Origin of the sequence: Nocardiopsis sp. NPDC049922 (genome assembly GCF_040660275.1) — a bacterium.
Lineage (GTDB): Bacteria > Actinomycetota > Actinomycetes > Streptosporangiales > Streptosporangiaceae > Nocardiopsis.
In genome coordinates, this window is sequence record NZ_JBFAME010000011.1 from 51,269 (window position 1) to 74,267 (window position 22,999).

Consider the following 22,999-nt stretch of genomic DNA (forward strand, 5'->3'; position numbering starts at 1 on the left):
CCGTGCATGGCTGCCGGTCGTCCGGAGGGATCGGCGTCGTCAGCGCCCGACGGGTTCACCCGTGGGCTCGTCCGATCCACTGGTTCCGTTGGGCCCGGCGGCCCCGTTCATCTCCGGTACGGACCGGACGACGCGGTCGCCGCCCCGCTTGGCCGCACGCCTGGCGCGGCGGGCCGCCCGCTTGCGCGCGCGCCGCTCCTTGCCCGCCTCGACCAGCTGGTAGAGCACGGGGACCAGGATCAGCGTCAGCAGGGTGGACGAGACCAGACCGCCGATCACCACGATCGCGACCGGGCCGGAGACGAACGCCCCACCGCCGGTGAGACCGGTGGCCAGCGGCACGAGCGCCGCGATGGTGCCCGCCGCCGTCATGAGGATCGGCCGCAGGCGGTGCCGGGTGCCCTCGACGATCGCCTCGCCCAGCGGCATGCCGTTGGCCCTGTTCTGGTTGATCAGGTCCATGAGCACGATGGCGTTGGTGATCACCACGCCGATGAGCATGAGCATGCCGATCATGGCCGCCGCGCCGAGCGGGGTGCCGGTCAGCACGAGCAGGCCCAGCGAACCGGTCGCCGCGAAGGGCACCGACACCAGCAGCAGGAGCGGCTGGATCAGGCTCTTGAACGTCGCCACCATGATCAGGTAGCAGATGACGATCGCCGCGAGCAGCGCCATCAACAGCTGGAGGAGGCCCTCCGTCTGGTCCTCGCTGACCCCGGCCAGCGCCGCGGTGGCGCCCGAGGGCAGGTCCAGCTCGTCCAGGGCCTGACCGATCTCGGCGCTCACCGCGCCCAGGTCGGAGGCGGTCGGGCTGGCCGACACGGTGGTGCTGGTGACGCCGTCGATCCGGGTCAGCTCCGGGGGCTGCACGACCTCCTCCACGTCGGCGACGCGGTCCAGGCTCACCTCCTGCCCGGTGGGCGTGGTGAGGGTCAGGTCCTCCAGCTCCCCACGGGTCTCCGGCGCCTCGTCGACCATCACGACCACGTCGTGCCGGACGTCGTCGACGGTCGCGGTGCCCGCGCGCTGACCGTTGAAGGCCGCGGCGACGGCCTGGCCGACCATGGCCTCGCTCAGGCCCAGTTCGGCGGCCTCCTCGGCGTCGACGTGCACCTCCAGCGCCGCCTGGGAGGCGGACACGCCGTTGACCACGTCGTCGGCGCCGTCGATGTCGCGCAGGGCCTCCTCGACCATGCCCGCCGCCTCGGCCAGGGTTTCCTGGTCCTCGGCCGTGACCCGGACCTCCAGGGCCGAGCCGCCCATGCCGCCCGAGGCGTCGAGCCGGGGCTCGTACTCGGTGTCGAGGGCGGCGAACTCGTCCCGCAGCACCTCGCGGTTGCGCAGCTGGTCGCTGTCGGGGTCGGCGGTGATGGTGTAGCTGATCTGGTCGGCGCCGGCGGCCATCATCGGGTTGCCGTTACCGCCGACGCTGACCTGGTAGTCGTCCACCCAGGCCATGCCGTCGAGCAGCTCCTCGACCTTGGCGGCCTCGGTGTCGGCGGTCTCCAGGGAGGTGCCGGGCTCCAGGTCCTGCACCGCCATGTAGGTGTTCTGCTCCGCCTCGCCGAGCCAGTCGGTCTCCATGGTGGTCGCCATGTACACCGTGCCGCCGAAGATGATCGAGGCGGCCACCAGGACGACGGCGGTGGCGCTCTTCCGCCTGGTGGTGATCCAGCGGATGATCGGGACGTACACCCGCTGGAGCGGCGTACGCAGCTCGGCCCGGCTCTCCTGGCGCTCGATCTCCTCCTGTGTGCGGTCGCCGACCTCCCTGGGCCGCATGAACCAGTAGCACAGGACCGGGGTGAGGGTCAGCGCGACGAGCAGCGAGGCGCCGAGCGCGAGCGAGCTGGTCACGGCGAACGGCGTGAAGATCTCGCCGACCTCGCCGCCGACGAAGGCCATCGGCAGGAACACGGCGATGGTGGCGAACGAGGAGGAGGCCACCGCGGTGGCGACCTCGCGGACGCCGTCCTTGACCGCCGCCATGCGCTCCTTGCCGTAGCCCATGTGGCGGCGGATGTTCTCCAGGACCACGATCGAGTCGTCGACCACCCGGCCGATCGCGATGGTCAGGGCCGCCAGGGTGAACATGTTCAGGGTGAAGCCGAACACCTGCATGCCCAGGAAGGTGACCAGGATCGACACCGGGATCGACACCGCGACCACGAGCGTGGAGCGGATCGACAGCAGGAAGACCAGGATCACGACGACGGCGGCCGCCAGACCCATCAGGCCCGCGTCGAACATGTCCTCGATCGACTCGTTGATGAACGGCGCCTGGTCGAAGACGGGCGTGATGTGGATGTCGTCCCCGAGCAGGTCGGCCTGGTCGTCCAGGACCGACTCCACACCCGCCGAGATGTCGACGGTGTTGCCGTCGGGGGTGGGCATGACCATGAGCATCACGGCCGGTTCGCCGTTCACGCGGGAGATCTCACTGGACTCCCGCGGCACCAGCTCCACGTCGGCGACCTCGGAGAGCTGGACCGGCTCGGCGGGGGCCGGGGCGCCGGGCATCGCCGCTCCGCTCTGGGCGGGCCGGATCCACACGTCCTCGATCTGCTCGAGGCTGGTGCGCTGCTCACCGGTGGTGACGCTGAGCGTGCGGTCGTCCTCGTCGATCGTGCCGCCCGCCTGGAGCAGACCGCTGCCCTCCAGCGCCTGGGCGACGTCCCGCGCGGTGAGACCGGCCGACTCCAGCTCGTCCTCGTCCGGGGTGACCTCGACCCGCTCCTGCTCGACGCCGACCAGGACGGCGGTGCGCACGCCGGAGACCGACTCGATCTCCGGGATGAGGACGGTCTCCACGGTGGAGGCCATGTCCCGCTGTTCCAGGGCGTCGCTGCTGACCGCGAGGACCTGGGCGGGCAGCATGCTGGAGCTCATGGACGAGACGCTGGTGTCCACGCCCTCGGGCAGGAGGCTCTCGAACTGGTCGATCGCGACCTGGACCTCGCGGACCAGCTCGGCCTGTTCGATCCCGTAGTCGAACTCGGCCTGGATCGTCGCGGTGCCGGTGCCGCTGGTGGACGTGACGGCGGTGATCCCCTCGACGCCCTGGACGGCCTGCTCCAGGGTTTCGGTGACCTGGCCCTGCACGACCTGGGGCGTGGCCCCCTCGTAGGTCGCGGTGACCATGACCATCGGCAGTGAGAACTCGGGGAAGAGCTCACGCTTGGCGCTCATCGCGGCGAGCGCGCCGAAGACCATGACCGCGAGGGTGATGAGGAGGATGAGCGCCCGGTTCCCGAGGGAGACGTTCGACAGGCGGTTCACGTGTGCGTCCCTTCCGTTCCGTGGGCCGGGGTCCCCGTGGGGGGTCGACCCGCGGCACGGATCGTTGTCGCCGATCTGGACATGAGGGGTTGTCGCTCCTAGTTCGCTGCCGTGTGGTGGTCTGATCGCCCCGCCTGGCCGCGCGAGCGCACACCGGTGACACCGGCCGGTCGGGCCGGTCGTCGGGTGTCGCGGGGGTCGTGGTGGTCTTCCGAGGGCGGGCCCGGTGGTCGGGCGTCCGCGGCCGTCGGGCGCACCACTCACCATACGTCGCGTTATATCGGGACCCGTGCTTTCCCGACCCACTTCAGGGATCTCTCAGGGAGACGTCAGTCTTACGTCAGGGTCGGCACCCGACGAAAGTCAGGCGCACGGGAACGCGTGCGTCGGACGCGCGGCTCAGGCCACGGAGGAGCGCTCGTCGACCGGGACGTGCGGCTGCGTCGTCCCCCACACGACACGGAGCAGGTCGTCCAGGGCGTGGGCGAGGGAGGCGTCGACCAGCTCGTAGCTGACCTGGCGCCCTCGGGCCTGGGTGCGGACCAGGCCGCAGTCGCGCAGGCACGCCAGGTGGTTGGAGACGTTCTGGCGGGTGAGCCCGAGCTGGTCGGCGAGGCCCGCCGGGTAGTTCGGGCCGTCCAGGAGGGCCAACAGCAGGCGGCAGCGGGTGGGGTCGGACAGGGCGCGCCCCAGGCGGTGGATGGCGGACAGGCGCTGCTCGGAGGTCAACATGAAAATCATTGTACATAGGTTGCTGTATAGACAGCTTCGGCTGTATAAACAGTGGTGACTGAATCATTCGTCGGCGCCGGAGCGAACCCGCCGACACGTCCGCACACGAGAGGGGTACGCGATGGGTGCCGGACACGGGCACGGGCACGGCACGATGACCGCCGGGGCGGCCAACAGCAGGCGGTTGGCCCTCGCCCTGGGACTCATGCTCACCGTCGCCGTCATCCAGGTGGGCGGCGCCCTCGTCAGCGGCAGCCTCGCCCTCCTCGCCGACGCCGGACACACCGCCACCGACTCCTTCGGGGTGGCCCTGGCCCTGGCCGCCGTGTGGATCGCGACCCGGCCCGCCACCACCAAGCGGACCTTCGGCTTCCAGCGCGCCGAGATCCTCGCCGCCGCCGTCAACGCGCTCGCGCTCTTCGCCCTGTGCGGCTTCATCGTGATCGAGGCGGTCGACCGGCTGCGGTCACCGGCCGAGGTGTCCGGACCGGGGGTCGTGCTCGTGGCCGGTGTCGGCCTGGTCGCCAACATCGTCGCGCTGCTCGTCCTGCGCTCGGGGGCCGAGGAGAGCCTCAACGTCCGGGGCGCCTACGTGGAGGTGATGAGCGACGCCCTGGCCTCGGTCGGCGTCATCGTGGGCGGCGTCGTGCTCTGGCTGACCGGGTGGAGCCGCATCGACACGCTCATCTCCCTCGCCATCGCCGCCATCATCGTGCCCCGCGCGTGGTCGCTGCTCAAGGAGGCCGTGCACATCCTGCTGGAGGCCACCCCTCGCGGGATGGACCTCGGCGAGGTCCGCGAACACCTGCTCGGCCACCCCGCCGTCGTCGACGTCCACGACCTGCACGCGTGGACCATCACCTCCGGCGTACCCGTGATGTCGGCGCACGTGGTGGTGGACGAGGAACGGCTCCGGGACAGCGGGCGGATGCTCGACGAACTCCACACCTGCCTGACCGGACACTTCGACGTGGAGCACTCGACCCTGCAGCTGGAACCGCCCGGCCACGCCGACCACGAGGGCGCCAGACACGCCTGAGCACCGACGACGACCCGCGTTCGGTGACGCGTTCGGTCCGAACCTGATGGCAGAATCGTTCAGGTCCGGACAAGGCGTACGTGGAAACTCGGGTGGAAACGGGATCATGGGGTGGGTTCCCGATGGGGCGCGCGCGAGCGCCGCGCAGACGGCCAGCGTGACCCGGCGGCTCTTGGTCCGCCTCCTGCACCGGATCCCGCTGATCGCCCGGCGCGAAGCGTCCGACCAGCGCTCGCCGTACCGGCCGCGCAGCGCGTGGGGCAAGCCCGCCCGCGCCTTCCTGCTCATGTTCGTGGCCGCCGACCTCCTGGGCGCCGGGCTGCTGATGACGCCCGCGGCCTCGACCGACGGTGAGGGGCTGGACTTCGTCGCGGCGGTGTTCACCTCGACCACCGCACTCGCCGTCTGCGGCCTCTCGGTCATCTCGATCGGCGGCGACCTGTCCGTCTTCGGCCAACTCGTGCTCACCGCTCTGATCCAGGTCGGCGGCATCGGGATCATGACCCTGGCCTCACTGCTCGGTTCCGCCCTCGTGCAACGGTTCAGCCTGCGCATGCAGCTGAACGTGCAGGCGGAGAACCGCGCGCTCGCGGTCGGGGACGTCCGTGGGATCGTCAGCCGCGTGGCGCTGGTCTGCCTGGTGATCGAGGCCGGGACGTTCGCGGTCATCATGCCCGCGATGTGGCTGCGCCACGGCATGGGTTTCGGCGAGGCCGCCTACTCGGCCTTCTTCCACTCGGTGTCGGCGTTCAACAACGCGGGCCTGTCGCTGTACGACGACAGCCTCACGCGCTTCTCCGGGGACGCCGTCATCCTCGGCACCGTGGCCGTCGCCGTCATCCTCGGCGGCATCGGCTTCCCCGTGCTCCTGGAACTCCGCCGCCACTGGCGCGTCCCGAAGCACTGGAGTCTGCACACCCGGCTGACCATCGTCACGAGCGCCGTCCTGTTCGCGGTCACGGGTGTCCTCGTGATCGCGATGGAGTGGGGCAACCCCGACACCCTGGGCGGGCTGCACTGGTGGGCGCGGATCACCGACGGGTTCTTCCACGGCGTCATGCCCCGCAGCGGCGGCTTCAACGTCACCGACACCGGGGCGATGAACGACTCCACGCTCCTGCTCACCATCATGATGATGTTCGTGGGCAACGGCAGCGCCGGAACGGCGGGCGGCATCAAGGTCGCCACGCTGGCGGTGCTCTTCCTCGTCCTGTGGTCGGAGGTGCGCGCACACGACCGCGTCCACGTCTACGGCCGCCGTCTCCCCTCGGACATCATCCGGCAGGCCCTGAGCCTGACCTTCCTGTCCATGACGGTGGTGGCGGTGACGACCGTGTTCTTCCTGCACACCACGGCGTTCACCTTCATGGAGACCCTGTTCGAGGTGGTCTCGGCCGTGGGCGTGGTCGGCCTGTCGATGGGGATCACGCCCGAGCTGCCGCCGTGGGCGCAACTGCTGCTGGTCGTGCTGATGATCGCGGGACGCATCGGTCCGGTCACGTTCGTCACCGCCATCGCCTTCCGGGAGCGCAAGCGCCGGTACGACCTGGCCGAGGGCCGGACGATGATCGGTTGAACACCCGTACACGTAGTCACCGGAGGAAGGCCCCGTGCCGTACACCAAGAAGGAATCCGACAGGCGCATCCTGGTCATCGGGCTGGGCCGGTTCGGCAGCTCCATGGCCCTGGAGCTGGTCAATCACGGCTGGGAGGTGCTGGGGATGGACTCCAGCCCGCGCCTGGTGCAGATGTTCGCCGACGCCCTGACGCACACCGTCATCGCGGACGCCACCGACGACGAGGCGCTCCGGCAGATCGGCGCCGCGCAGTTCACCCACGCGGTCGTCGCGATCGGCTCGCACCTGGAGGAGAGCATCCTCGCCACGTCGCAGCTGGTCGACCTCGGCGTTCCCGACATCTGGGCCAAGGCGGTCAGCCGCCGCCACGGCCGCATCCTCGAACAGGTGGGAGCGCACCACGTGGTCCTGCCCGAGCACGACATGGGTGAGCGGGTCGCGCACCTGGTGTCGGGGCGGATGCTGGACTACGTCGAGTTGGAGGAGGGGTTCTCCCTCGGCAAGACGAAGGCGCCCAAGGAGCTCATCGGCAGGCCGCTGGCCGAGACCAGGGTCCGCCAGAAGTACGGGATCACGGTGGTGTCGGTCAAGCACCGGGGCGCGGCCTTCACCTACGCCAGCCGGGAGACCGTGCTGAGCAAGGGGGACGTGATCGTGGTCGCGGGCCGCACCGAGGACGTGGAGCGGTTCGCCGAGGCGGACTGAGGGACGCGTGCGCCGCCCCGGGCGGGGATCGGGACCTTCCTCACCAAGAAGACAAATTGACAACCGTTTTCATTGTCCCCATGATGGACCCATGCGAACTGGGACAACCGTGCGGGCCGCCGCCCTCGGCGCCGCGACACTCATGATGGTCACCGCGTGCGGCGGCGGCGAGGGCGGGGCCGACAGCACGGAGGACGCCGAGCTGAGCCTCGTCACCGGCGTCTACCCCCTGGAGTGGCTCGCCGGGCGGATCGGCGGCGACCGCGTCGCCGTCACCCAGCTCACCGAGCCCGGCGCCGAACCCCACGACCTCGAACTGACCGGCCGCCAGATCGGCGAGGTCAGCGAGGCGGACATCGCCTTCTACGTCTCGGGCCTCCAGCCCGCCGTGGACGAGGCCGTCGGGCAGGAGGCCGCGGACGCCGCGCTCGACGTCGCCGACGTGGTCGAGCTCCACCCCGTCGGGGACGACGGAGGGCACGACCACGAGGGCGAGGAGGAGCACGCCCACGAGGAGGAGCACGCCCACGAGGAGGGGCACTCCGAGGAGGAGGGGCACTCCGAGGAGGAGGGGCACTCCGAGGAGGAGGGGCACGAGGACGAGCACGCCCACGAGGAGGAGGGCGACGAGGAGGCCCACGCCGAGGAGGAGGGGCACGAGGAGGGCGACGGGCACGACCACGGCGACCTCGACCCCCACTTCTGGCTCGACGTCGACCTGATGGCGGAGGCCGCCCACGCCCTCGCGGACCGGATGGCCGAGCTCGACCCGGACGGCGCCCAGACCTACGAGGACAACGCCGAGGCCGTCACCGCGGAACTGGAGACGATCGGCCAGGAGTACGACGCGGGCCTCGCCGAGTGCGCGCACCGCGAGGTGGTCGTCGGGCACACGGCCTTCGCCTACCTCACCGAGGCCCACGGCCTGGAGCAGATCGGCGTCAGCGGCGTCGACCCCGACACCGAGCCCTCCCCCACGCAGATCGCGGCGATCACGGACATCGTCTCCGAGCGCGGCATCACGACGGTGTTCACCGAGCCGCTGATGCCCCCCGCGACCGCGGAGACCATCGCCGCGGAGACCGGCGCCGAGGTGGCGGTCCTCGACCCGCTCGAGGGCGTGACCGACCGGTCGCCCGGCGACGACTACCCGTCGATCATGCGGGGCAACCTCGCCGCGCTGACCACGGCCCTGGACTGCGGCTGACCGAACAGGACCATCTCCCTCCCCTCCCCGAGCCCCACCGGCCACCCGGCCGGTGGGGCTCACCCGTGTCTGGCGGGGGTCCTCCGGGCTCCGGGAAGGCCCCTCGTCCCGCGTGTTCTGTCGCCTTGTCAACGCGTTTGTCCGGCCCTTCGACGCTCCGCGGAAGGCGGCCGATTACATGGCGCTTACATCGCGCGAAAGCCTGGGACAAGTGGCCCCGGTCACGCTAGTCTTATGAATCGCGACAGTGCTGATGCACGTGCATATGTCAGTGCATCGGCACGGCACTTCCCCTCGAACGACAAAGGAGCAGCAGAGCACATGACCGCACACAACGGCATCACCGCGACCGAGCTCACCGGTGTGGCCTGGCAGAAGGCGAAGCGCAGCAACTCCCAGGGCGCCTGCGTGGAGATGGCGCGACTGGGCGACGGCTCGATCGCCGTGCGCAACTCGCGCTTCCCCTCCGGCCCCGCGCTGGTCTACACCCAGGAGGAGATCGACTGCCTCATCCTGGGCGCCAAGGACGGTGACTTCGACAACCTGCTGAGCTGACGTCCGAACGACCCGACGGCGCGGTCCGAGCTTCCCCTCGGACGGCCGTCCACCCGAGCGGCCGCACCGGGACTCTCTCACCCTGGTCGGGGGCCGCGACACCTGGGGGCTCCGCCGCCGTGACGGAGCCCCCGGGACCGACGGGTCGGCGCGCGACCGCGGAATCACCGAACGCGCGGCGTGGGCGGCGACCGAGACCGCCGAGTCGCGCGACCCGTGCCGGATCCGGGCACACGCGTACCCGGGCACACGAGTACCGCGCCGCTCGGGCACGTGACCTCAGTCCCTCTCCAGGTCCGCCAGCATCTCCTTGAGCATCTCCAGCGTCTCGTCCGGCGTGGCCGCGGCGACGCTCAGCCTGGTCATCGCCTTGGTGTAGGCCTCCACCACGCTGCGGCGGTCGACGATCTCACCGTCGGTCAGCTGTTCCAGGTAGAGCAGGTCCGCGAGCTCGAAGTCGGAGTAGCGGAGCAGGGTGAACGATCCCGCCTCGGCGGCGTGCGCACCCACCACGAAGGGGACGATCTGGAGGGTGATGTTGTCGTAGTCCCGGCAGAACTCGATCAGCCGCCGGATCTGCCCGCGCATGATCTCCCGACCGCGCGTCTTGCCGCCGATGGGTCGGCGGACGGCCGCCTCGTCGAGGATGACCCACATGCGCATGTCCTTGTCGCGGTCCAGCCGCTGCTGTCTGCGCAGTCTGGCCTCGATCCGCTGCTCGGTGACCATGTCGGTCTCGACGCCACCGGAGATGATCTCGCGCGCGTACTCCTCGGTCTGGAGCAGACCGGGCACGAACTGGGACTCGTAGATCCGGATGTGGTCGGCGGCCTCCTCGAAACCCACGTAGCGGACGAACCACTTGTGCAGGGAGTCGCCGTACTCCTTCCACCAGCCCGGCTTGTTGGATTCGCGGGCCACTTCGAGGAATTGTCTGACGACCTTACGGTCGGTGACCCCGTACATCTTGAGGAGGTCCTCGATATCCCGGAGCTTGAAACCGACGCGGCCCAGTTCCATCCGGCTGATCTTGGACGCGGACGCGCGAATCCGGTTGCCCGCGTCCTCGCGGGTGATACCGCGCTGTTCGCGGTACTGCCGAAGCTCGTGCCCGAGGAGCATGCGACGCACGGTGGGGCCACTCCCCTTGCGCAATCGAGCGATATCCACCTTCGCCGCCTCTCTGACTCATTCCCCGAACAAGGGTATCCTGACCGATCGGACACCTTTGCCGCGCGGTCAGGACACTACACGTACACGATATAGCCAATGCGTCCGTACGCACGGAGCCACATCCGGTCACCGGACCGCCCCAGCGGCCCCTTCGACCGGTCGCGGGCACGGACGGCGGTGGGGCGGCCGTCCGCCGGGCCCCGGGGCGCCTCACACGAATTGCGCCCAAACGAACTTTCCGCTGGGGGGTGTCGGAATCACTCCCCACTCTCGCGCGAAAGCACTCACGAGTGCAAGCCCTCGCCCGCCTTCGAGGGTCAGGTCCGGCTGCCTTCTCCGCGGCCACCGTTCTCCGCCGTCGCGAACCGCGCAGATGAATTCGCGGCCGCTGCGCATGAGGGAGAGCTGAATACCGCCCCCTCCCCTCCTGGCCGCCGACAGCGGTGCGCCGTGGCGGACCGCATTGGTGACCAATTCGGAAACGACGACCGAGACATCGTCGGACAAGTACCCCATCTCCCATTCACGGAGAAGGGCCTCGGATATCTCCCGTGCGGCGCCCACGGCGTCCGGCCTGGGCTCGAAGGCCCACGTGACGGCGTCGTGGCGGTCACCGCACACGGGCGTGTTCCAGCGGCTGGAACCGTGCTTCAGGACTCTGAACCACCAGCCGCCGGCCGGTTCCGCCACCGCCTCCGCACATTCCATGCCTTCCACTCCTCCCCGGCGCCTGTGCCACGAACCCGCTCCTCCGGTCGCACGCTTTCGGATATCGACGGGAGGTCCGCGATGGGGATCGGCGCGACGACCCCCTCAGCGCGTGCCGCTGCACGGTTCGAATGCACGTGCACCCTGGCCTTGGAGGCAATCGTAGGCCAAGGGATGACAATGTGCAGGGAAACCGGGACACCCATCGCGAAGGAGAATGACGGCGCACGTCACGAGCCCGTGGAGAACTTCCGTATTCGCCGCCCCGACGACCTACCGACCGGTAGGCATGGCGGTAGGATTCCCCCGCGCCCACCCGTGAACCTTGGAGGTAACACCATGTCCCCAACACCCCGTGTGGCCATCGTGACCGGCGCCGCCCGAGGGATCGGCGCCGCCACCGCCGAGCGGCTGGCGCGAGAGGGCCGGGCCGTGGCCGTGCTGGACCTGAAGGAGACCGACGCCCAGGAGGTCGTGGACCGGATCACGGCCGAGGGCGGTCGGGCGCTCGCGGTCGGCTGCGACGTCTCCGACGCCGAGCAGGTGGCGTCCGCCGTCGACACGGTCGCCGAGCGGCTGGGGCCGCCGCAGATCCTGGTGAACAACGCGGGGGTCCTGCGCGACAACCTGCTGTTCAAGATGTCGGTGGAGGACTGGGACACCGTGATGAACGTGCACCTGCGGGGCGCGTTCCTCATGAGCCGGGCCGCCCAGGCGCACATGACCGAGCAGGGGTGGGGCCGGATCGTCAACCTGTCCAGCTCCTCCGCACAGGGCAACCGCGGACAGGCCAACTACTCCGCGGCCAAGGCGGGCCTGCAGGGGTTCACCAAGACCCTCGCCATCGAGCTGGGCAAGTTCGGCGTCACGTGCAACGCGGTGGCGCCGGGGTTCATCGAGACGGACATGACCCGGGCCACGGCCGAGCGGATCGGCGTCGACTACGCGGCCATGAAGGAGTTCAAGGCGGCCGAGATCCCGGTGCGGCGCGTGGGGGTGCCGGAGGACGTCGCCAACACGATCGCCTTCCTCACCGGTGAGGGCGCGGGCTTCGTGTCCGGGCAGGTCATCTATGTCGCGGGCGGTCCACTCGACTGAGGGCGCCCGGAACGGTCAGGGAGACGGTCACCCGATGGCCGTCTCCCGGCCCCCGGGTCCCACGGGGCCGCCCGGGGCCTCGATCTCCCCGATCACGACGGAGACCAGCTCCTCGACCAGGCCGACGCCCGAGACGTAGTCGGGGTGGTCGTCGGAGAGCACGGCGATCAGGTACTCCCGGTCGGGTCCGACCACGTAGCCGACGCTGTTGATGTTCCACAGGCCGCCGTTGCTCTGGCGCGGGACCCAGCCGTTCTTGAGGCCCACGGTGTCCACGGGTCCGGCCGCGGCGCTGACCCCCCACGCCTGTTCGGGGGCGACCGACTCCATCAGCGCGCGCACGTAGGCGCGGTCCTCCTCCGACAGCGGGCCCTCGTCGGTGTACAGGGCGCGCAACAGGCGGATCTGGTCGGAGGCGGTGGTGCGCGTGGCTCCCCACCTCCCGCGCGGGTGCGGTTCGGTGCCGGTGAGACCGAGCCTCCGGGCGCCCCGCTCGAACCCCTCGGTGAAGCCGGCGCGCAGGTAGAGGCCGTCGGTGACCGTGTTGTCGCTGTGGCGGATCATCCGCTCGACCCGCGCGCGCTCGGAGGCGGTCAGCTCGCGCCCCTCCTCGTCGGCGCGCAGGAGCAGCAGGGTGAGGATGGTCAGCTTGACCGCGCTGGCCGTGTGGAAGGGGTCCTGCGGCGCGTGGCTGAACGTGGTGCCCGTGCGCAGGTCATGCACGGCGATGCCGCAGCGCACACCGTGGTCCTCGATGATCGACGCGACCCGTGCGGCGAGTTCGTCCCTCTGCTCCGGTGTCAGCACGGAGCCGCCCGCGAGGGGTGCGCCGTCCTGCGGCGCGGGTGCGACCACGGCTGGGAGAGCGTCACCGGCCGCGACGCCCGCCGGTTCGGGGATCCCGCGCACGGCCGTGCCCGCCCCCGGCAGGGCGAGGGCCATGGCCACAGCCACCGTGACCGCCGCGAGCACGCGCGGCCAGGTGCGTGAGTCGGCTGGAGGACGCCGCGGCACGCTATCACCGGTCCGTAAGCGGGGTGGATTGGGCTGTTTTGCCCATTATCAACCCACGGACCGGAATCCGATCCAGCCGATATTCAATCGAAATGGCCGGTGACGGACCCGTTCCGGATGTTTCTTACCGTGAGCGGCGCGTCTCCTCGTCGATACCGCGGGCCACGAGCGCCTCACCGGTCGCGTCCGCCATCCGCAGCAGCTGGACGATCACCGGCACCACGAGCAGGTACGGGCGCCCGGACAGGCCCCGGGCCTGGTAGCCCTCGCGGGCGGACCGCCAGGCCACCTGGACCATCGGCACGGAGCGGACGGTCAGGGCCAGGACCAGGGCGACGCGGTCGGGGTTGACCCCCACGCGGGCCAGCGGCCGGGCCATGCGCTCGAAGAGTTCGAGCATGGCGTGCACCCGCGTGGTCAGCGTGACGGCGTTGGCCAGCAGCACGAGCGCGGCGAGCTGCGCGCAGAGCCGCAGGGCCGTCTGCCAGTCCCCGAACAGGGTCTGGAACACCCCGATGACCAGTAGGAACGGCGACAGGGCGCGCAGTGCGCCGAAGGCGTGGCGCGGGGGAAGGCCGACCGCCGGGTACAGGACGAGGGCGGCGGCCAGGACGCCCACCGCCAGCCAGTGGTGGGAGGCGACGATCAGGGCGACGCCGACGACCACCAGGGCCAGCAGTTTGGGTCCGGCCGGGACCCGGTGCAGCGGTCCCGTCCCCGGCACGTAGAGGCCGATCACCGATCGGCCCCCTCGACCATGCGGTCGGTGTAGAAGGACACCGCCGTGCCGGGGTCTCCGTCGAAGACCACGCGGCCGTCGTCGACGACCAGGACGCGGTCGAAGTCGGCGAGCAGGTCCAGGTCGTGGGTGAAGAGGACGACCTGCTGGTCGAGGCCCTCCAGCGTGCGGTGCACCATGCGGGTGTTGCGCAGGTCGAGCAGGGTGGTGGGCTCGTCGCAGACCAGCACGTCGGGTTCGGTGACCAGGACCGACGCCAGGGCCAGGAGCTGCTTCTGGCCCCCCGAGAGCAGGTGTCCGGGGTGGTCGCGGTGCCCGTCCAGGCCGAACCGCTCCAGGATCCGGTCGACCCGGCGGGCGGTCTCCTCTGCGCCCAGCCGCAGGGAGCGCAGCCCGATCTCCACGTCCTCGACGACCGTCGGCATGATGATCTGGTTCGCCGCGTCGGAGAAGACGAACCCGACCCTGCGGCGGATCCGTTTGGCGTGCCGCCGGGTGTCCCACTCCCCCAGCGACACCGTGCCCGTGTCCGGGACGACGAGGCCGTTGAGGGTCCGGGCCAGCGTGGACTTGCCGGACCCGTTGGCCCCGATCACGCCGATGCGGTGCTCGGCGAGATCGAGGGTGACGTCGCGCAGCACGGCGCGGCCGTCGTAGGAGTGGGACACCCCCTCCAGTCGGAGCATCAGGCGGCCTCTTCGAGGACCGGGCGTCCGGCGGGCGGGATCGGGTAGGCGCGGTACACGGTGGCCGCGATGAGGGCGGTGACCACGGCCTTGGCCGCGTCACCGGGCAGGAAGGCGAGCATGGAGTACCCGGCGGCGAGGACGCCGTCGCCGAGGGCGACGGCCATCCACGGCACGCCGATCGCGTAGATGACGAGGATGCCGCCGACCACGTTGATCCCCAGGCCCTTCCAGAAGGAGTACCTACCGCCGCGGACCATGAGGTCGGTGAGCACGCCGATCACCAGCGCGGCGAAGATCCAGCTGACGATGAAGCCCGCGGAGGGACCGGCCAGGACGGCCAGGCCGCCGCGACCGCCCGCGAAGAGGGGGAGCCCGGCGAGGCCGAGGGCGAGGAAGGCGGCGACCGCGAGGGTGCCGCGCTTCCAGCCCAGGAGGCTGGGGGCGAGCATGATGCCGAGGGTCTGGAGGGTGATCGGCACGGGGGAGAAGGGGATGGGGATCGCCACGGAGACGCTCAGGGCCGCGATGAGGGCGGCGAAGACGGCGATGAGCGACAGGTCGCGGGCGGTGAGGCCCTTGTAGCGAACGCGGGTGGTCGTCGGGGTGGACATACGGGGATTCCTCGGGGAGATGTCGGGGGTGGACAGGCACCATTGTCCGTTATGTCCATTACGCCGAGGTAGACCGGGACACACAGAAGGGCACGCCCCGGTGTTGTGGGACTCCGACTGAGACGCGCGTCACTCCGCGCGGGAGGCGGAGTCCGTACGGAGGGAGGTCAGCAGGGCGGTCCAGTCGGCCCGGGGGAAGGACAGATACCCGAGGGGGCGGTTCTGGGTATCGCGGACGTGGACCCCGGAACTCGCGTCCGCGACCTCGACACAGGCTCCGGTGTTCGAGCTGTACGACGACTTGCGCCAGTGTGAGAGGAACGATCCCATGACTGCCGCCTCCTTGTACCAGGGGGTGAATTCAGCGGCTACTGGTCAAGGCCATCCCTGCGGAGGGAGGTCAGCAGGGCGGTCCAGTCGGCCCTGGGGAAGGACAGATACCCGAGGGGGCGGTTCTGCGTGTCCCGGACGTGCACCGACCGGGCGGTCTCCGCGAACTCGACACAGTCACCCCCCTGGTTGCCGCTGTAGCTGGACTTACGCCAGTGAGAAGGGGTCGATCCCACGGCTGTGCGCCTCCTTGTATCGGGAGATGAAGTCAAGGGACTCATCCGGAGCGAGTGACAGTGACTGTAGCGCCCCGAACCGCTGTGAGCACAATTCCACTTCCTCAGCATCTGTGAGGACACGGCCGCTACCGGGGATTTCGGCGTAAACCATATGTTCGCCGTTGCTCATGTCGAGAACCTTGAACGAACCGTCCATCGCGGGGTGCGCACCCCGCGCGAAGGGCAGCACCTGAAGCCGGATATGCGACCTTCCACCGAGCTCCACGAGGTGATCGAGCTGGGCCATCATGATGTGCCGGGAGCCAACGGGTCGCCTCAGCACACCCTCGTCGATGACCACCCACAGCAAGGGCGCAGGATCGCGCTTCAGCAGATCCTGACGCGCCATACGAGCCGTCAGCAGGCGTTCCGTCTTCTCGTGGTGGTTCGGAGGCCAGCCCGCCCCGAGCACCGCGCGGGCGTAGTCCTTGGTCTGGAACAGCCCGGGGACAGCATCAACCTGGAAGTCGCGGATAGCTCTCGCCTCGGCCTCCATGTCCACGTAGTGCCGGAACCAGGTGGGGTAGCTCTCCTTGGCACCCGGACGCAGACGCGCGAGTGCCCCCTTCGCGCCGAGTTCCTTGTCGGCGCACTCGGCGAAAGTCTTACGGGGCGCGCGCTCCGCTCGCTCGATGGCCCCGAGCATCTGGTGTGAGATCAGGGTTCTCTTCGCGAGTTCACGCTGGGAAAGGTCCGCTGCCTTCCTCAGCCGCTGGAGCTCCTGACCGAATTGCACCAATGCCGCCTTGTGGGCGGTCTTCTGCGCGTCACCCATGCCTACATCCGACCACACATGACAACGCTGCGTTACGGAAACCCACAAGAAAATGCTTCTGATGGCCACCACGGGAGATCCGCCGCCCTACGTGCCACCGTGGCCGAGGAAAGGCACGGACCGGCTCCGACCTTCACGGAAACGGCCCTGACCGGTGCGCGAACACCGAACCAGGGCCTTGGCCCACAACCTGAGTAGGCAGGTGCGGACTCATGTCCAAACGTACCGAATTCACCCCCGAACCGCGTCGTCGACTGCCCCTGCGGCGGTGCTCCTTCCGGTTCGCCGGGCGGCCCGAAGGCGTCCGCGAGGCCCGCTACTGGCTCGACCGGCGGATCGCCTTGGCGGACGCCCCCGAGGAGGTCGCCGACACCGCACGCCTCCTCCTCTCCGAGCTCGCCACGAACAGCGTCCAGCACTCCCCCGCCCGCCGGGGCGAGCGCGGCGGCTTCCACGTCCGCGCCTTCTTCTTCCACGGCTGGCTGCGGGTGGAGGTCCGCGACACGAACGGGCGTCCCCCGACCCTGCGAATCATCTCCCCCGACGCCATGGCCGAGGGCGGCCGGGGCCTCGTCCTGGTCAACGCGCTCGCCTCGCGCTGGGGGCGCTTCCGGTCGATCCTGGGGCCGGGCATGTTCTTCGAACTGCGCTGGGACGTCCCCGAACCGCTGGCCCCCGTGGTCCCGTTGCCGAGGCGGGAACGGTGACCGCGCTGACCGCGCCACCGGAGAACCCCGGGGTCTCGGCGGCTCGGGAGGTCCACCGCCTCCAGGCCGCCTACCGGCGGCGCGGCTGGACCGTCTGGCACGGTCGGTGGACCGGCCAGTACTGGGCCGCGCACACCGGCAGGATGATCCTGGTCTGCGGTGACGGCGTCCGGGACCTCGTGGCGCGGATCGAGAGGGTCCAGCCCAGCGGTTGGTCGGTGCCCCGACCGCGTCGGTAAAGCATGTGACACATGGCTGTGGCCCGGGGCGGAACGGCCCCGGGCCACGGGCATGCGAGCAAGGGAAGGCCCTGACCGAACGACCGACCCCACAAGAACCGCCCTGGGAGTGCCTCGACGAGCCGGAGGACATCGCGGACGGCGCGGTCATCGAGGCTCGCGCCGATGAGGAGACAGTCCCCTTCCGCCCCGAGGACTACGCGTGAACGGGACCTACTCGCTCCGCTGGATCCGGCGGAGTGGCACCGGGAGCACGCAGACCGGGTCGGGCACAGCCAGACGGTGACCGGTGTCCTCGGGCACACCGGTGCGGGGGTCGATCCGCAGGGACAACAGGCAATCCCCGTTCTGCGCGGCGACGACGATGTGGTCGGGGTCGCCGTGGTGGCCGCGCACCACGGCGAAGTGGCGCGGCCACGCGCCGACGGGTGTGTCGGCCAGGTGCTCCAGGCGGGCCCCGGCGTCGCGGACGGCGAAGGTGGACAGCACGTCCGCGCCCCGGTTGGCCACATACACGCGGTCGCCATGGACGGCGATCTCGGCGGGGAAGTTGGTCCCGACCGCCTCGTGCGCGGTGGCGGGAACGGAGCCCAGGTGCTCACCGGTGTCCGTGGCGTGGTCCCACCGCACGACGTGCACGCGCGAGTCCAGCTCACCGGTGACGTACAGGTGGGCCACGAACTCGTCCGCCTGGTACACGACGGCGTGGCGGGGGCCTGTCCCCGGCGGCAGCGCGACCGCGGAGGGCGTGCCCTGGCCAGAGTGGAACCGGCGTCGACCGTGGTCGAGCGGCGTCGGCACCGCCATCCCCGACCGGTGGACGCGCAGTTCGTCGGTACCGAGGTCGGCCACCAGCCAGGTGGTGACGAGCTCGTGCTGCTCCAGCCGGGCCAGGGCGGTGGCGCTGTGCGCGTGCGGGCCGTCCTGGCGATCGGTGACCGGGCCACCGCCGGTGTGCTCGAACCGCGCGGCGCGCTCCCCCAGGGAGCCGTCCCGGGCCAGGTCGTGGAAGGTCACGACGCCGTCGGCGTAGTTGCTCACCGCGATCGCCGAACGCGTGGAGCGCACGTGGCACGGGGAGCCGCCGCCGGACGGCACGGAGCCCAGTTCGGTGAGCGTGGCGTCCCCCGACACCCGGAAGGCGGTGAGCGTACCCTCGGCACGCTCGTTGACCGCGTACACCGCGTACCCCTCGGCGCCCTCGGCCGCGGTGTTGAGCGCCAGGAAGGAGGGGCCGGGGGTGCGGGCGGCGACCCCGCCGTCGGTCATCTCCCCGGTGGCGGGGTCGAACCAGACCCTGTGGATGCCCTCACCCCGGCCGGGCGGGTCGGAGTCGGGCGTGTAGGTGCCCACGAAGAGGAGACGCCGCCGCTGGTCCACCGAGCAACCTCGTTTCGTCGATTCGGGCGCATCCTACCGTCTACTGGAAGGATTGTTTCCAGTGAGGTGCCTCGAAGCGTCAGGAACGGCCCGCCCTGACCGCCTCCACGGCCTTCATGATCCGCTTGTCCGACACCGGGTAGGCGGTCCGGAGCTCCTGCGCGAACAGGCTGATCCGGTACTCCTCCAGCATCCAGCGCAGCTCGACCACGTCCGCGTCGGCCGACCGCCCGGCCGGGAGCGCGCCGACCACCTTCCGCACGGCCTGGCGCATCTGCTCGACCTTGGCCATGTTCACCTGGTCCCGGCGCGGGTTCTCCGGCAGCTTGGTCAGCCGGTACTCCACGCCCCGCAGGTAGCGGTGCAGGTCGTCGACGCGGGACACGCCCGTGCGGGTGACGAACCCGTCGCAGACCAGGTCGCCGAGCTGTCCCTGCACGTCGTTGAGGGACGGCAGCACCGCGAGGGACGTGGTGCCCTTGACCTTCTTGGACACCTTGCGCCACAGCACGAGCGCGCGGGCCACCCCGCCGAGGAGGTCGGCGAGGGTGTCCCCCAGGTCGGCGCGGACCCGGTCGGCGAGCTTGGCGAAGTCGTCCGCGTTCCACACCGGGCCGCCCTCGCGGGCGAGCAGGTGGTCGACGGCGGCGGACTCGCAGTCGGCCATGAGCTTCCTGACCGACCCGTGCGGGTTGTCCGCGAGGGCGAGCTTGTCCGGGTTGTTCAGGCCCTTGCTCACCACGAGCGCCGGGGAGGGGACGGTGAGCAGGAGGAGTCGGCGGGTGCCCGCCCACATGGCGGCGCGCTGCTCGGCCTGGGTGTCGAAGATCCGCACGGCCACGCTCTCGCCCTCGTCCACCAGGGCCGGATACCCCTTGACCTTGGGACCGAGGGCCTTGCGTTCCAGGGTCTGCTCCAGCGGACCGAAGTCCCAGGAGGTGATCCCCTTCTTCTCCACGCCCTTGGCCTCGGCCGAGATCGCCTCGCGGAGTCGGGGTTTGAGCTTGGCGCGCAGCCGCTCCAGGTCCTTGTCCTCGGCCAGCGACCGGTTCCTCCCGTCCACCGCGCGGAAGGTGATGCGCAGGTGGTCGGGGACCCTGTCCAGCTCGAAGGCGTTCGCGGGGACCCTCTCCCCCGCCATGCGGGTGAGTTCGGCGGCCAGGGCGTCCACGAGGGAGCCCTCGTAGGGGACCAGCCCGGCGATGGCCCGGGCGGCGTTGTCCGGGACCGGGACGAAGTTGCGGCGCAACGGCTTGGGCAGGGAGCGGATCAGCGCGGTGACCAGGTCGTCGCGCAGGCCGGGGATCTGCCAGTCGAACCCGTCGGCCTCGACCTGGTTGAGCACCTTGAGCGGGATGTGCGCGGTGACGCCGTCGGCGGCGCTGCCCGGCTCGAACTGGTAGGTCAGCGGGAACGTGAACGGCCCCTGACGCCACACGTCGGGGTAGTCGTCCTCGCTGACGTCGCCCGCGCCGTCGTTGATCAGCTCGTCGCGGGTGAAGTCGAGCAGCGTGGGGTCGGTGCGGCGCTCCTTCTTCCACCAGGAGTCGAAGTGCGCGGCGGAGACGACGGTCTCCGGGACGCGGCGGTCGTAGAACGCGAAGAGGGCCTCGTCGTCGACGACGATGTCGCGCCGGCGGGCGCGGTGTTCGAGGTCCTCGACCTCCTCCAGGAGCTTGCGGTTGTCGTGGAAGAAGTGGTGGCGGGTGTCCCAGTCCCCCTCCACGAGCGCCCGCCGGAGGAACAGCTCGCGCGAGAGCGCCGGGTCGATCCGCCCGTACTGCACCTTGCGCTGCACGACGATCGGCACGCCGTAGAGGGTGACGCGCTCGAACGCCATCACGGCGCCGCGTTTGCGCTCCCAGTGCGGCTCGCTGTAGTTGCGTTTGACGATGTCCCCGGCGAGCTCCTCCGCCCACTCCGGTTCGATCTTGCCGACCATCCGCCCCCAGAGCTTGGAGGTCTCCACGAGCTCGGCGGCCATGACGAAGCGCGGCTGCTTCTTGAACAGCGACGACCCCGGGAAGATCGCGAACCGCGCCCCGCGCCCGCCCAGGTACTCGTGCTTGTCGGGGTCCTTGAGGCCGATGTGCGACAGCAGCCCCGCCAGCAGCGACATGTGCACGGAGCGGGTGTCGACGGCGTCCTCCGGGAGCCGGGGCACCTCGACGTCCATGGACCGCAGCACCTGCTTGAGCTGTCCGTGGATGTCCTGCCACTCGCGGACGCGCAGGTAGTTGAGGAACTCCTCGCGGCACAGCTTGCGGAACTGGTTGCCCGACAGCTCCCGCTGCCGCTCGCGCAGGTACCGCCAGAGGTTGAGGAAGGCCAGGAAGTCCGACTCCTTGTCGACGAACCTGGCGTGCGCGGTCTGCGCCTGCTGCTGCTTGTCGGTGGGCCGCTCGCGCGGGTCCTGGATGGACAGCGCCGACGTGATCACCAGGACCTCGGCCAGACAGCCGCGTTCCTCGGCCTCCAACACCATGCGGCCCAGACGGGGGTCGATCGGCAGCTGGGCGAGGCGGCGGCCCATGGGGGTGAGGCGGCGTCTGCTCCCGGATGGGTCCGGATGGAGGGCGCCGAGCTCGGTGAGGAGGTTGACGCCGTCCTTGATCTGGCGGTGGTCGGGTCCGTCGACGAACGGGAACGCGGCCACGTCGCCCAGACCGAGCGCGGCCATCTGGAGGATGACCGAGGCGAGGTTGGTGCGCAGGATCTCGGGGTCGGTGTACTCGGGGCGGGAGAGGAAGTCCTCCTCCGAGTACAGCCGGATACAGATGCCCTCGGACACGCGGCCGCAGCGACCCTTGCGCTGGTTGGCCGAGGCCTGGGAGACCGCCTCGATCGGCAGCCGCTGCACCTTGGTGCGATGGCTGTACCGGGAGATGCGGGCGGTGCCGGGGTCGATGACGTACTTGATGCCCGGGACGGTCAGCGACGTCTCGGCGACGTTGGTGGCCAGCACGATCCGGCGTCCGCGGTGGGAGGCCCACACGCGTTTCTGCTCGGCCACCGACAGGCGCGCGTAGAGCGGGAGGACCTCGGTGTTGGGAAGCCTCTTCCTCTCCAGGGCCTCGGCGGTGTCGCGGATCTCCCGTTCACCGCTGAGGAAGACGAGGACGTCGCCGGGGGCCTCGCGGCCCAGCTCGTCGACGGCGTCGAGGATCGCCTGGGTCTGGTCGCGGTCGGTCCCGCCGCCCGGGTTGCGCTCCTCCGGGTCGAGGATCTCGTCGGAGATCGGCCGGTAGCGGACCTCGACGGGGTAGGTACGGCCGGAGACCTCGACGATGGGGGCGTCGTCGAAGTGGCGGGAGAAGCGTTCGGGGTCGATGGTCGCCGAGGTGATGACGACCTTGAGGTCGGGGCGTTTGGGCAGCAGCTGCCTCAGGTACCCGAGGAGGAAGTCGATGTTGAGGCTGCGCTCGTGGGCCTCGTCGATGATGAGCGTGTCGTAGGCGCGCAGCATGCGGTCGTGCTGGATCTCGGCGAGCAGGATGCCGTCGGTCATGAGCTTGACCAGCGTGCTGTCGCCGGAGGAGTCGGTGAAGCGCACCTTGTAGCCGACGGTCTCGCCGAGCGGGGTGCCGACCTCGTCCGCGATGCGTTCGGCGACCGTGCGCGCCGCGAGGCGGCGGGGCTGGGTGTGGCCGATGGTGCCCATGACGCCGCGACCGAGTTCGAGGCAGATCTTGGGCAGCTGCGTGGTCTTGCCGGAGCCGGTCTCACCGGCGACGATGACGACCTGGTGGTCGCGGATGGCCGCGGCGATGTCCTCGCGGCGGGCGCTGACCGGGAGGTCCTCGGGGTAGCTGAGCTCGGGCACGGCCTCGCGGCGCAGGTCCACGCGCAGGACGGCCTCGTCGATGTCCCGGCCGATCTGCTCGGTCACCGAGGCACGACGGCGCTCGTCGCGGATCTTGGCCAGGCCGTCGATGCGGCGGCGGATCCGGTGCCGGTCCGTCGGCATGAGGTCGCGCAGCCGGGATCGGAGTGTGTCCGCGCCGGGCGCGGGCGTGGTGGTGCTCATCAGTTCACTAGGTTATGAGGGTGGGCAACCGGTTTTCTCCGCTCGGTCGCGGCGCCGCCGCGCGGGCGCGCCGCGGCGGTGCCGGTCGCGGAGGAGTGGGTGGGCCGTTGGGGCAAACACCGGTCCTGCCGCGATTG

21 protein-coding genes are annotated in these 22,999 nt (G+C 70.4%); 8 read left to right on the forward strand and 13 right to left on the reverse strand.

The annotated features are described in order from the left end of the window. Nucleotides 1–39 precede the first annotated feature (39 nt). The gene (locus tag AB0I72_RS20540; RefSeq protein ID WP_358570992.1) at nucleotides 40–3,279 is read right to left on the reverse strand and encodes an efflux RND transporter permease subunit; all 3,240 of its coding nucleotides are present in this window, start codon (nucleotides 3,277–3,279) and stop codon (nucleotides 40–42) included. Nucleotides 3,280–3,678: 399 nt separating this feature from the next. Continuing rightward, a complete protein-coding gene (locus tag AB0I72_RS20545) occupies nucleotides 3,679–4,011 on the reverse strand; it encodes a metalloregulator ArsR/SmtB family transcription factor (RefSeq protein ID WP_358570995.1) in 333 nt (110 codons plus the stop codon). Nucleotides 4,012–4,132: 121 nt separating this feature from the next. On the opposite strand from AB0I72_RS20545, the gene AB0I72_RS20550 reads away from it, so the two are divergent. The 5 genes from AB0I72_RS20550 to AB0I72_RS20570 all read left to right on the forward strand — a co-directional run bounded on the left by AB0I72_RS20550 (nucleotide 4,133) and on the right by AB0I72_RS20570 (nucleotide 9,094). Further along, nucleotides 4,133–5,050: a cation diffusion facilitator family transporter gene (locus AB0I72_RS20550; protein ID WP_358570999.1), complete on the forward strand. Its 918-nt coding sequence runs from the start codon at nucleotides 4,133–4,135 to the stop codon at nucleotides 5,048–5,050. 286 nt (nucleotides 5,051–5,336) lie between these two features. Then, complete coding sequence (locus AB0I72_RS20555) at nucleotides 5,337–6,626, forward strand: potassium transporter TrkG (protein WP_358571229.1); 1,290 nt, start codon at nucleotides 5,337–5,339, stop codon at nucleotides 6,624–6,626. 34 nt (nucleotides 6,627–6,660) lie between these two features. Continuing rightward, the gene (locus AB0I72_RS20560) at nucleotides 6,661–7,332 is read left to right on the forward strand and encodes a TrkA family potassium uptake protein (protein WP_358571002.1); all 672 of its coding nucleotides are present in this window, start codon (nucleotides 6,661–6,663) and stop codon (nucleotides 7,330–7,332) included. Between the two features lie 91 nt (nucleotides 7,333–7,423). Next, nucleotides 7,424–8,539, forward strand: a complete 1,116-nt coding sequence (locus tag AB0I72_RS20565; protein WP_358571005.1) for a metal ABC transporter substrate-binding protein — start codon at nucleotides 7,424–7,426, stop codon at nucleotides 8,537–8,539. A gap of 321 nt (nucleotides 8,540–8,860) precedes the next feature. Beyond that, the gene (locus AB0I72_RS20570; protein ID WP_358571008.1) at nucleotides 8,861–9,094 is read left to right on the forward strand and encodes a DUF397 domain-containing protein; all 234 of its coding nucleotides are present in this window, start codon (nucleotides 8,861–8,863) and stop codon (nucleotides 9,092–9,094) included. Nucleotides 9,095–9,373: 279 nt separating this feature from the next. Here the strand turns inward: AB0I72_RS20570 and AB0I72_RS20575 are convergent, their stop codons facing one another. Together AB0I72_RS20575 and AB0I72_RS20580 are read right to left on the reverse strand one after the other, a co-directional pair. Then, nucleotides 9,374–10,216: a helix-turn-helix transcriptional regulator gene (locus tag AB0I72_RS20575; protein WP_358571011.1), complete on the reverse strand. Its 843-nt coding sequence runs from the start codon at nucleotides 10,214–10,216 to the stop codon at nucleotides 9,374–9,376. A gap of 261 nt (nucleotides 10,217–10,477) precedes the next feature. Then, the gene (locus tag AB0I72_RS20580; protein WP_358571014.1) at nucleotides 10,478–10,975 is read right to left on the reverse strand and encodes an ATP-binding protein; all 498 of its coding nucleotides are present in this window, start codon (nucleotides 10,973–10,975) and stop codon (nucleotides 10,478–10,480) included. 339 nt (nucleotides 10,976–11,314) lie between these two features. Between AB0I72_RS20580 and AB0I72_RS20585 the strand changes: the two genes are divergently transcribed. Next, nucleotides 11,315–12,073 carry an SDR family NAD(P)-dependent oxidoreductase gene (locus AB0I72_RS20585; RefSeq protein ID WP_358571017.1) on the forward strand — a complete coding sequence of 253 codons (759 nt, stop codon included), beginning with the start codon at nucleotides 11,315–11,317 and terminating at the stop codon, nucleotides 12,071–12,073. A 27-nt stretch (nucleotides 12,074–12,100) separates the two neighbouring features. Here AB0I72_RS20585 and AB0I72_RS20590 read toward each other — a convergent pair whose 3' ends face one another. From AB0I72_RS20590 to AB0I72_RS20620, 7 genes are all read right to left on the reverse strand, one after another. Continuing rightward, a complete protein-coding gene (locus tag AB0I72_RS20590) occupies nucleotides 12,101–13,087 on the reverse strand; it encodes a serine hydrolase (protein ID WP_358571020.1) in 987 nt (328 codons plus the stop codon). Between the two features lie 124 nt (nucleotides 13,088–13,211). Beyond that, the gene (locus AB0I72_RS20595; RefSeq protein WP_358571023.1) at nucleotides 13,212–13,826 is read right to left on the reverse strand and encodes an energy-coupling factor transporter transmembrane protein EcfT; all 615 of its coding nucleotides are present in this window, start codon (nucleotides 13,824–13,826) and stop codon (nucleotides 13,212–13,214) included. Further along, complete coding sequence (locus AB0I72_RS20600; protein ID WP_358571026.1) at nucleotides 13,823–14,512, reverse strand: energy-coupling factor ABC transporter ATP-binding protein; 690 nt, start codon at nucleotides 14,510–14,512, stop codon at nucleotides 13,823–13,825. The genes AB0I72_RS20595 and AB0I72_RS20600 overlap by 4 nt, the downstream gene beginning before the upstream one ends. Next, nucleotides 14,512–15,126: a biotin transporter BioY gene (locus AB0I72_RS20605; RefSeq protein WP_358571029.1), complete on the reverse strand. Its 615-nt coding sequence runs from the start codon at nucleotides 15,124–15,126 to the stop codon at nucleotides 14,512–14,514. Before AB0I72_RS20605 ends, AB0I72_RS20600 begins: the two co-directional genes overlap by 1 nt. Nucleotides 15,127–15,255: 129 nt before the next feature. Next, nucleotides 15,256–15,456 (reverse strand): DUF397 domain-containing protein, encoded by a 201-nt coding sequence (locus AB0I72_RS20610; RefSeq protein WP_358571032.1) that lies wholly within the window; start codon nucleotides 15,454–15,456, stop codon nucleotides 15,256–15,258. Between the two features lie 38 nt (nucleotides 15,457–15,494). Then, the gene (locus tag AB0I72_RS20615; RefSeq protein ID WP_358571035.1) at nucleotides 15,495–15,692 is read right to left on the reverse strand and encodes a DUF397 domain-containing protein; all 198 of its coding nucleotides are present in this window, start codon (nucleotides 15,690–15,692) and stop codon (nucleotides 15,495–15,497) included. After that, nucleotides 15,664–16,509 carry a helix-turn-helix transcriptional regulator gene (locus AB0I72_RS20620; RefSeq protein WP_358571038.1) on the reverse strand — a complete coding sequence of 282 codons (846 nt, stop codon included), beginning with the start codon at nucleotides 16,507–16,509 and terminating at the stop codon, nucleotides 15,664–15,666. Before AB0I72_RS20620 ends, AB0I72_RS20615 begins: the two co-directional genes overlap by 29 nt. A 212-nt stretch (nucleotides 16,510–16,721) precedes the next feature. On the opposite strand from AB0I72_RS20620, the gene AB0I72_RS20625 reads away from it, so the two are divergent. Continuing rightward, nucleotides 16,722–17,216: an ATP-binding protein gene (locus AB0I72_RS20625; RefSeq protein WP_358571041.1), complete on the forward strand. Its 495-nt coding sequence runs from the start codon at nucleotides 16,722–16,724 to the stop codon at nucleotides 17,214–17,216. Beyond that, nucleotides 17,213–17,455: a hypothetical protein gene (locus AB0I72_RS20630; protein WP_358571044.1), complete on the forward strand. Its 243-nt coding sequence runs from the start codon at nucleotides 17,213–17,215 to the stop codon at nucleotides 17,453–17,455. The genes AB0I72_RS20625 and AB0I72_RS20630 overlap by 4 nt, the downstream gene beginning before the upstream one ends. 213 nt (nucleotides 17,456–17,668) lie before the next feature. Here AB0I72_RS20630 and AB0I72_RS20635 read toward each other — a convergent pair whose 3' ends face one another. Both AB0I72_RS20635 and hrpA read right to left on the reverse strand, forming a co-directional pair. After that, complete coding sequence (locus AB0I72_RS20635) at nucleotides 17,669–18,835, reverse strand: lactonase family protein (RefSeq protein ID WP_358571047.1); 1,167 nt, start codon at nucleotides 18,833–18,835, stop codon at nucleotides 17,669–17,671. Nucleotides 18,836–18,914: 79 nt separating this feature from the next. Further along, nucleotides 18,915–22,862 carry an ATP-dependent RNA helicase HrpA gene (hrpA, locus tag AB0I72_RS20640; protein ID WP_358571050.1) on the reverse strand — a complete coding sequence of 1,316 codons (3,948 nt, stop codon included), beginning with the start codon at nucleotides 22,860–22,862 and terminating at the stop codon, nucleotides 18,915–18,917. Nucleotides 22,863–22,999: the final 137 nt, after the last annotated feature.

Coding starts and splice junctions, on each gene's coding strand:
- AB0I72_RS20545 (WP_358570995.1), bottom strand. CDS start 4,011: ATGTTGACCTCCGAGCAGCGCCTGTCCGCCATCCACCGCCTGGGGCGC.
- AB0I72_RS20610 (WP_358571032.1), bottom strand. CDS start 15,456: ATGGGATCGTTCCTCTCACACTGGCGCAAGTCGTCGTACAGCTCGAAC.
- AB0I72_RS20585 (WP_358571017.1), top strand. CDS start 11,315: ATGTCCCCAACACCCCGTGTGGCCATCGTGACCGGCGCCGCCCGAGGG.
- AB0I72_RS20555 (WP_358571229.1), top strand. CDS start 5,337: ATGTTCGTGGCCGCCGACCTCCTGGGCGCCGGGCTGCTGATGACGCCC.
- AB0I72_RS20565 (WP_358571005.1), top strand. CDS start 7,424: ATGCGAACTGGGACAACCGTGCGGGCCGCCGCCCTCGGCGCCGCGACA.
- AB0I72_RS20580 (WP_358571014.1), bottom strand. CDS start 10,975: ATGGAATGTGCGGAGGCGGTGGCGGAACCGGCCGGCGGCTGGTGGTTC.
- AB0I72_RS20575 (WP_358571011.1), bottom strand. CDS start 10,216: ATGCTCCTCGGGCACGAGCTTCGGCAGTACCGCGAACAGCGCGGTATC.
- AB0I72_RS20570 (WP_358571008.1), top strand. CDS start 8,861: ATGACCGCACACAACGGCATCACCGCGACCGAGCTCACCGGTGTGGCC.
- hrpA (WP_358571050.1), bottom strand. CDS start 22,862: ATGAGCACCACCACGCCCGCGCCCGGCGCGGACACACTCCGATCCCGG.
- AB0I72_RS20625 (WP_358571041.1), top strand. CDS start 16,722: ATGTCCAAACGTACCGAATTCACCCCCGAACCGCGTCGTCGACTGCCC.
- AB0I72_RS20550 (WP_358570999.1), top strand. CDS start 4,133: ATGGGTGCCGGACACGGGCACGGGCACGGCACGATGACCGCCGGGGCG.
- AB0I72_RS20605 (WP_358571029.1), bottom strand. CDS start 15,126: ATGTCCACCCCGACGACCACCCGCGTTCGCTACAAGGGCCTCACCGCC.
- AB0I72_RS20620 (WP_358571038.1), bottom strand. CDS start 16,509: ATGGGTGACGCGCAGAAGACCGCCCACAAGGCGGCATTGGTGCAATTC.
- AB0I72_RS20600 (WP_358571026.1), bottom strand. CDS start 14,512: ATGCTCCGACTGGAGGGGGTGTCCCACTCCTACGACGGCCGCGCCGTG.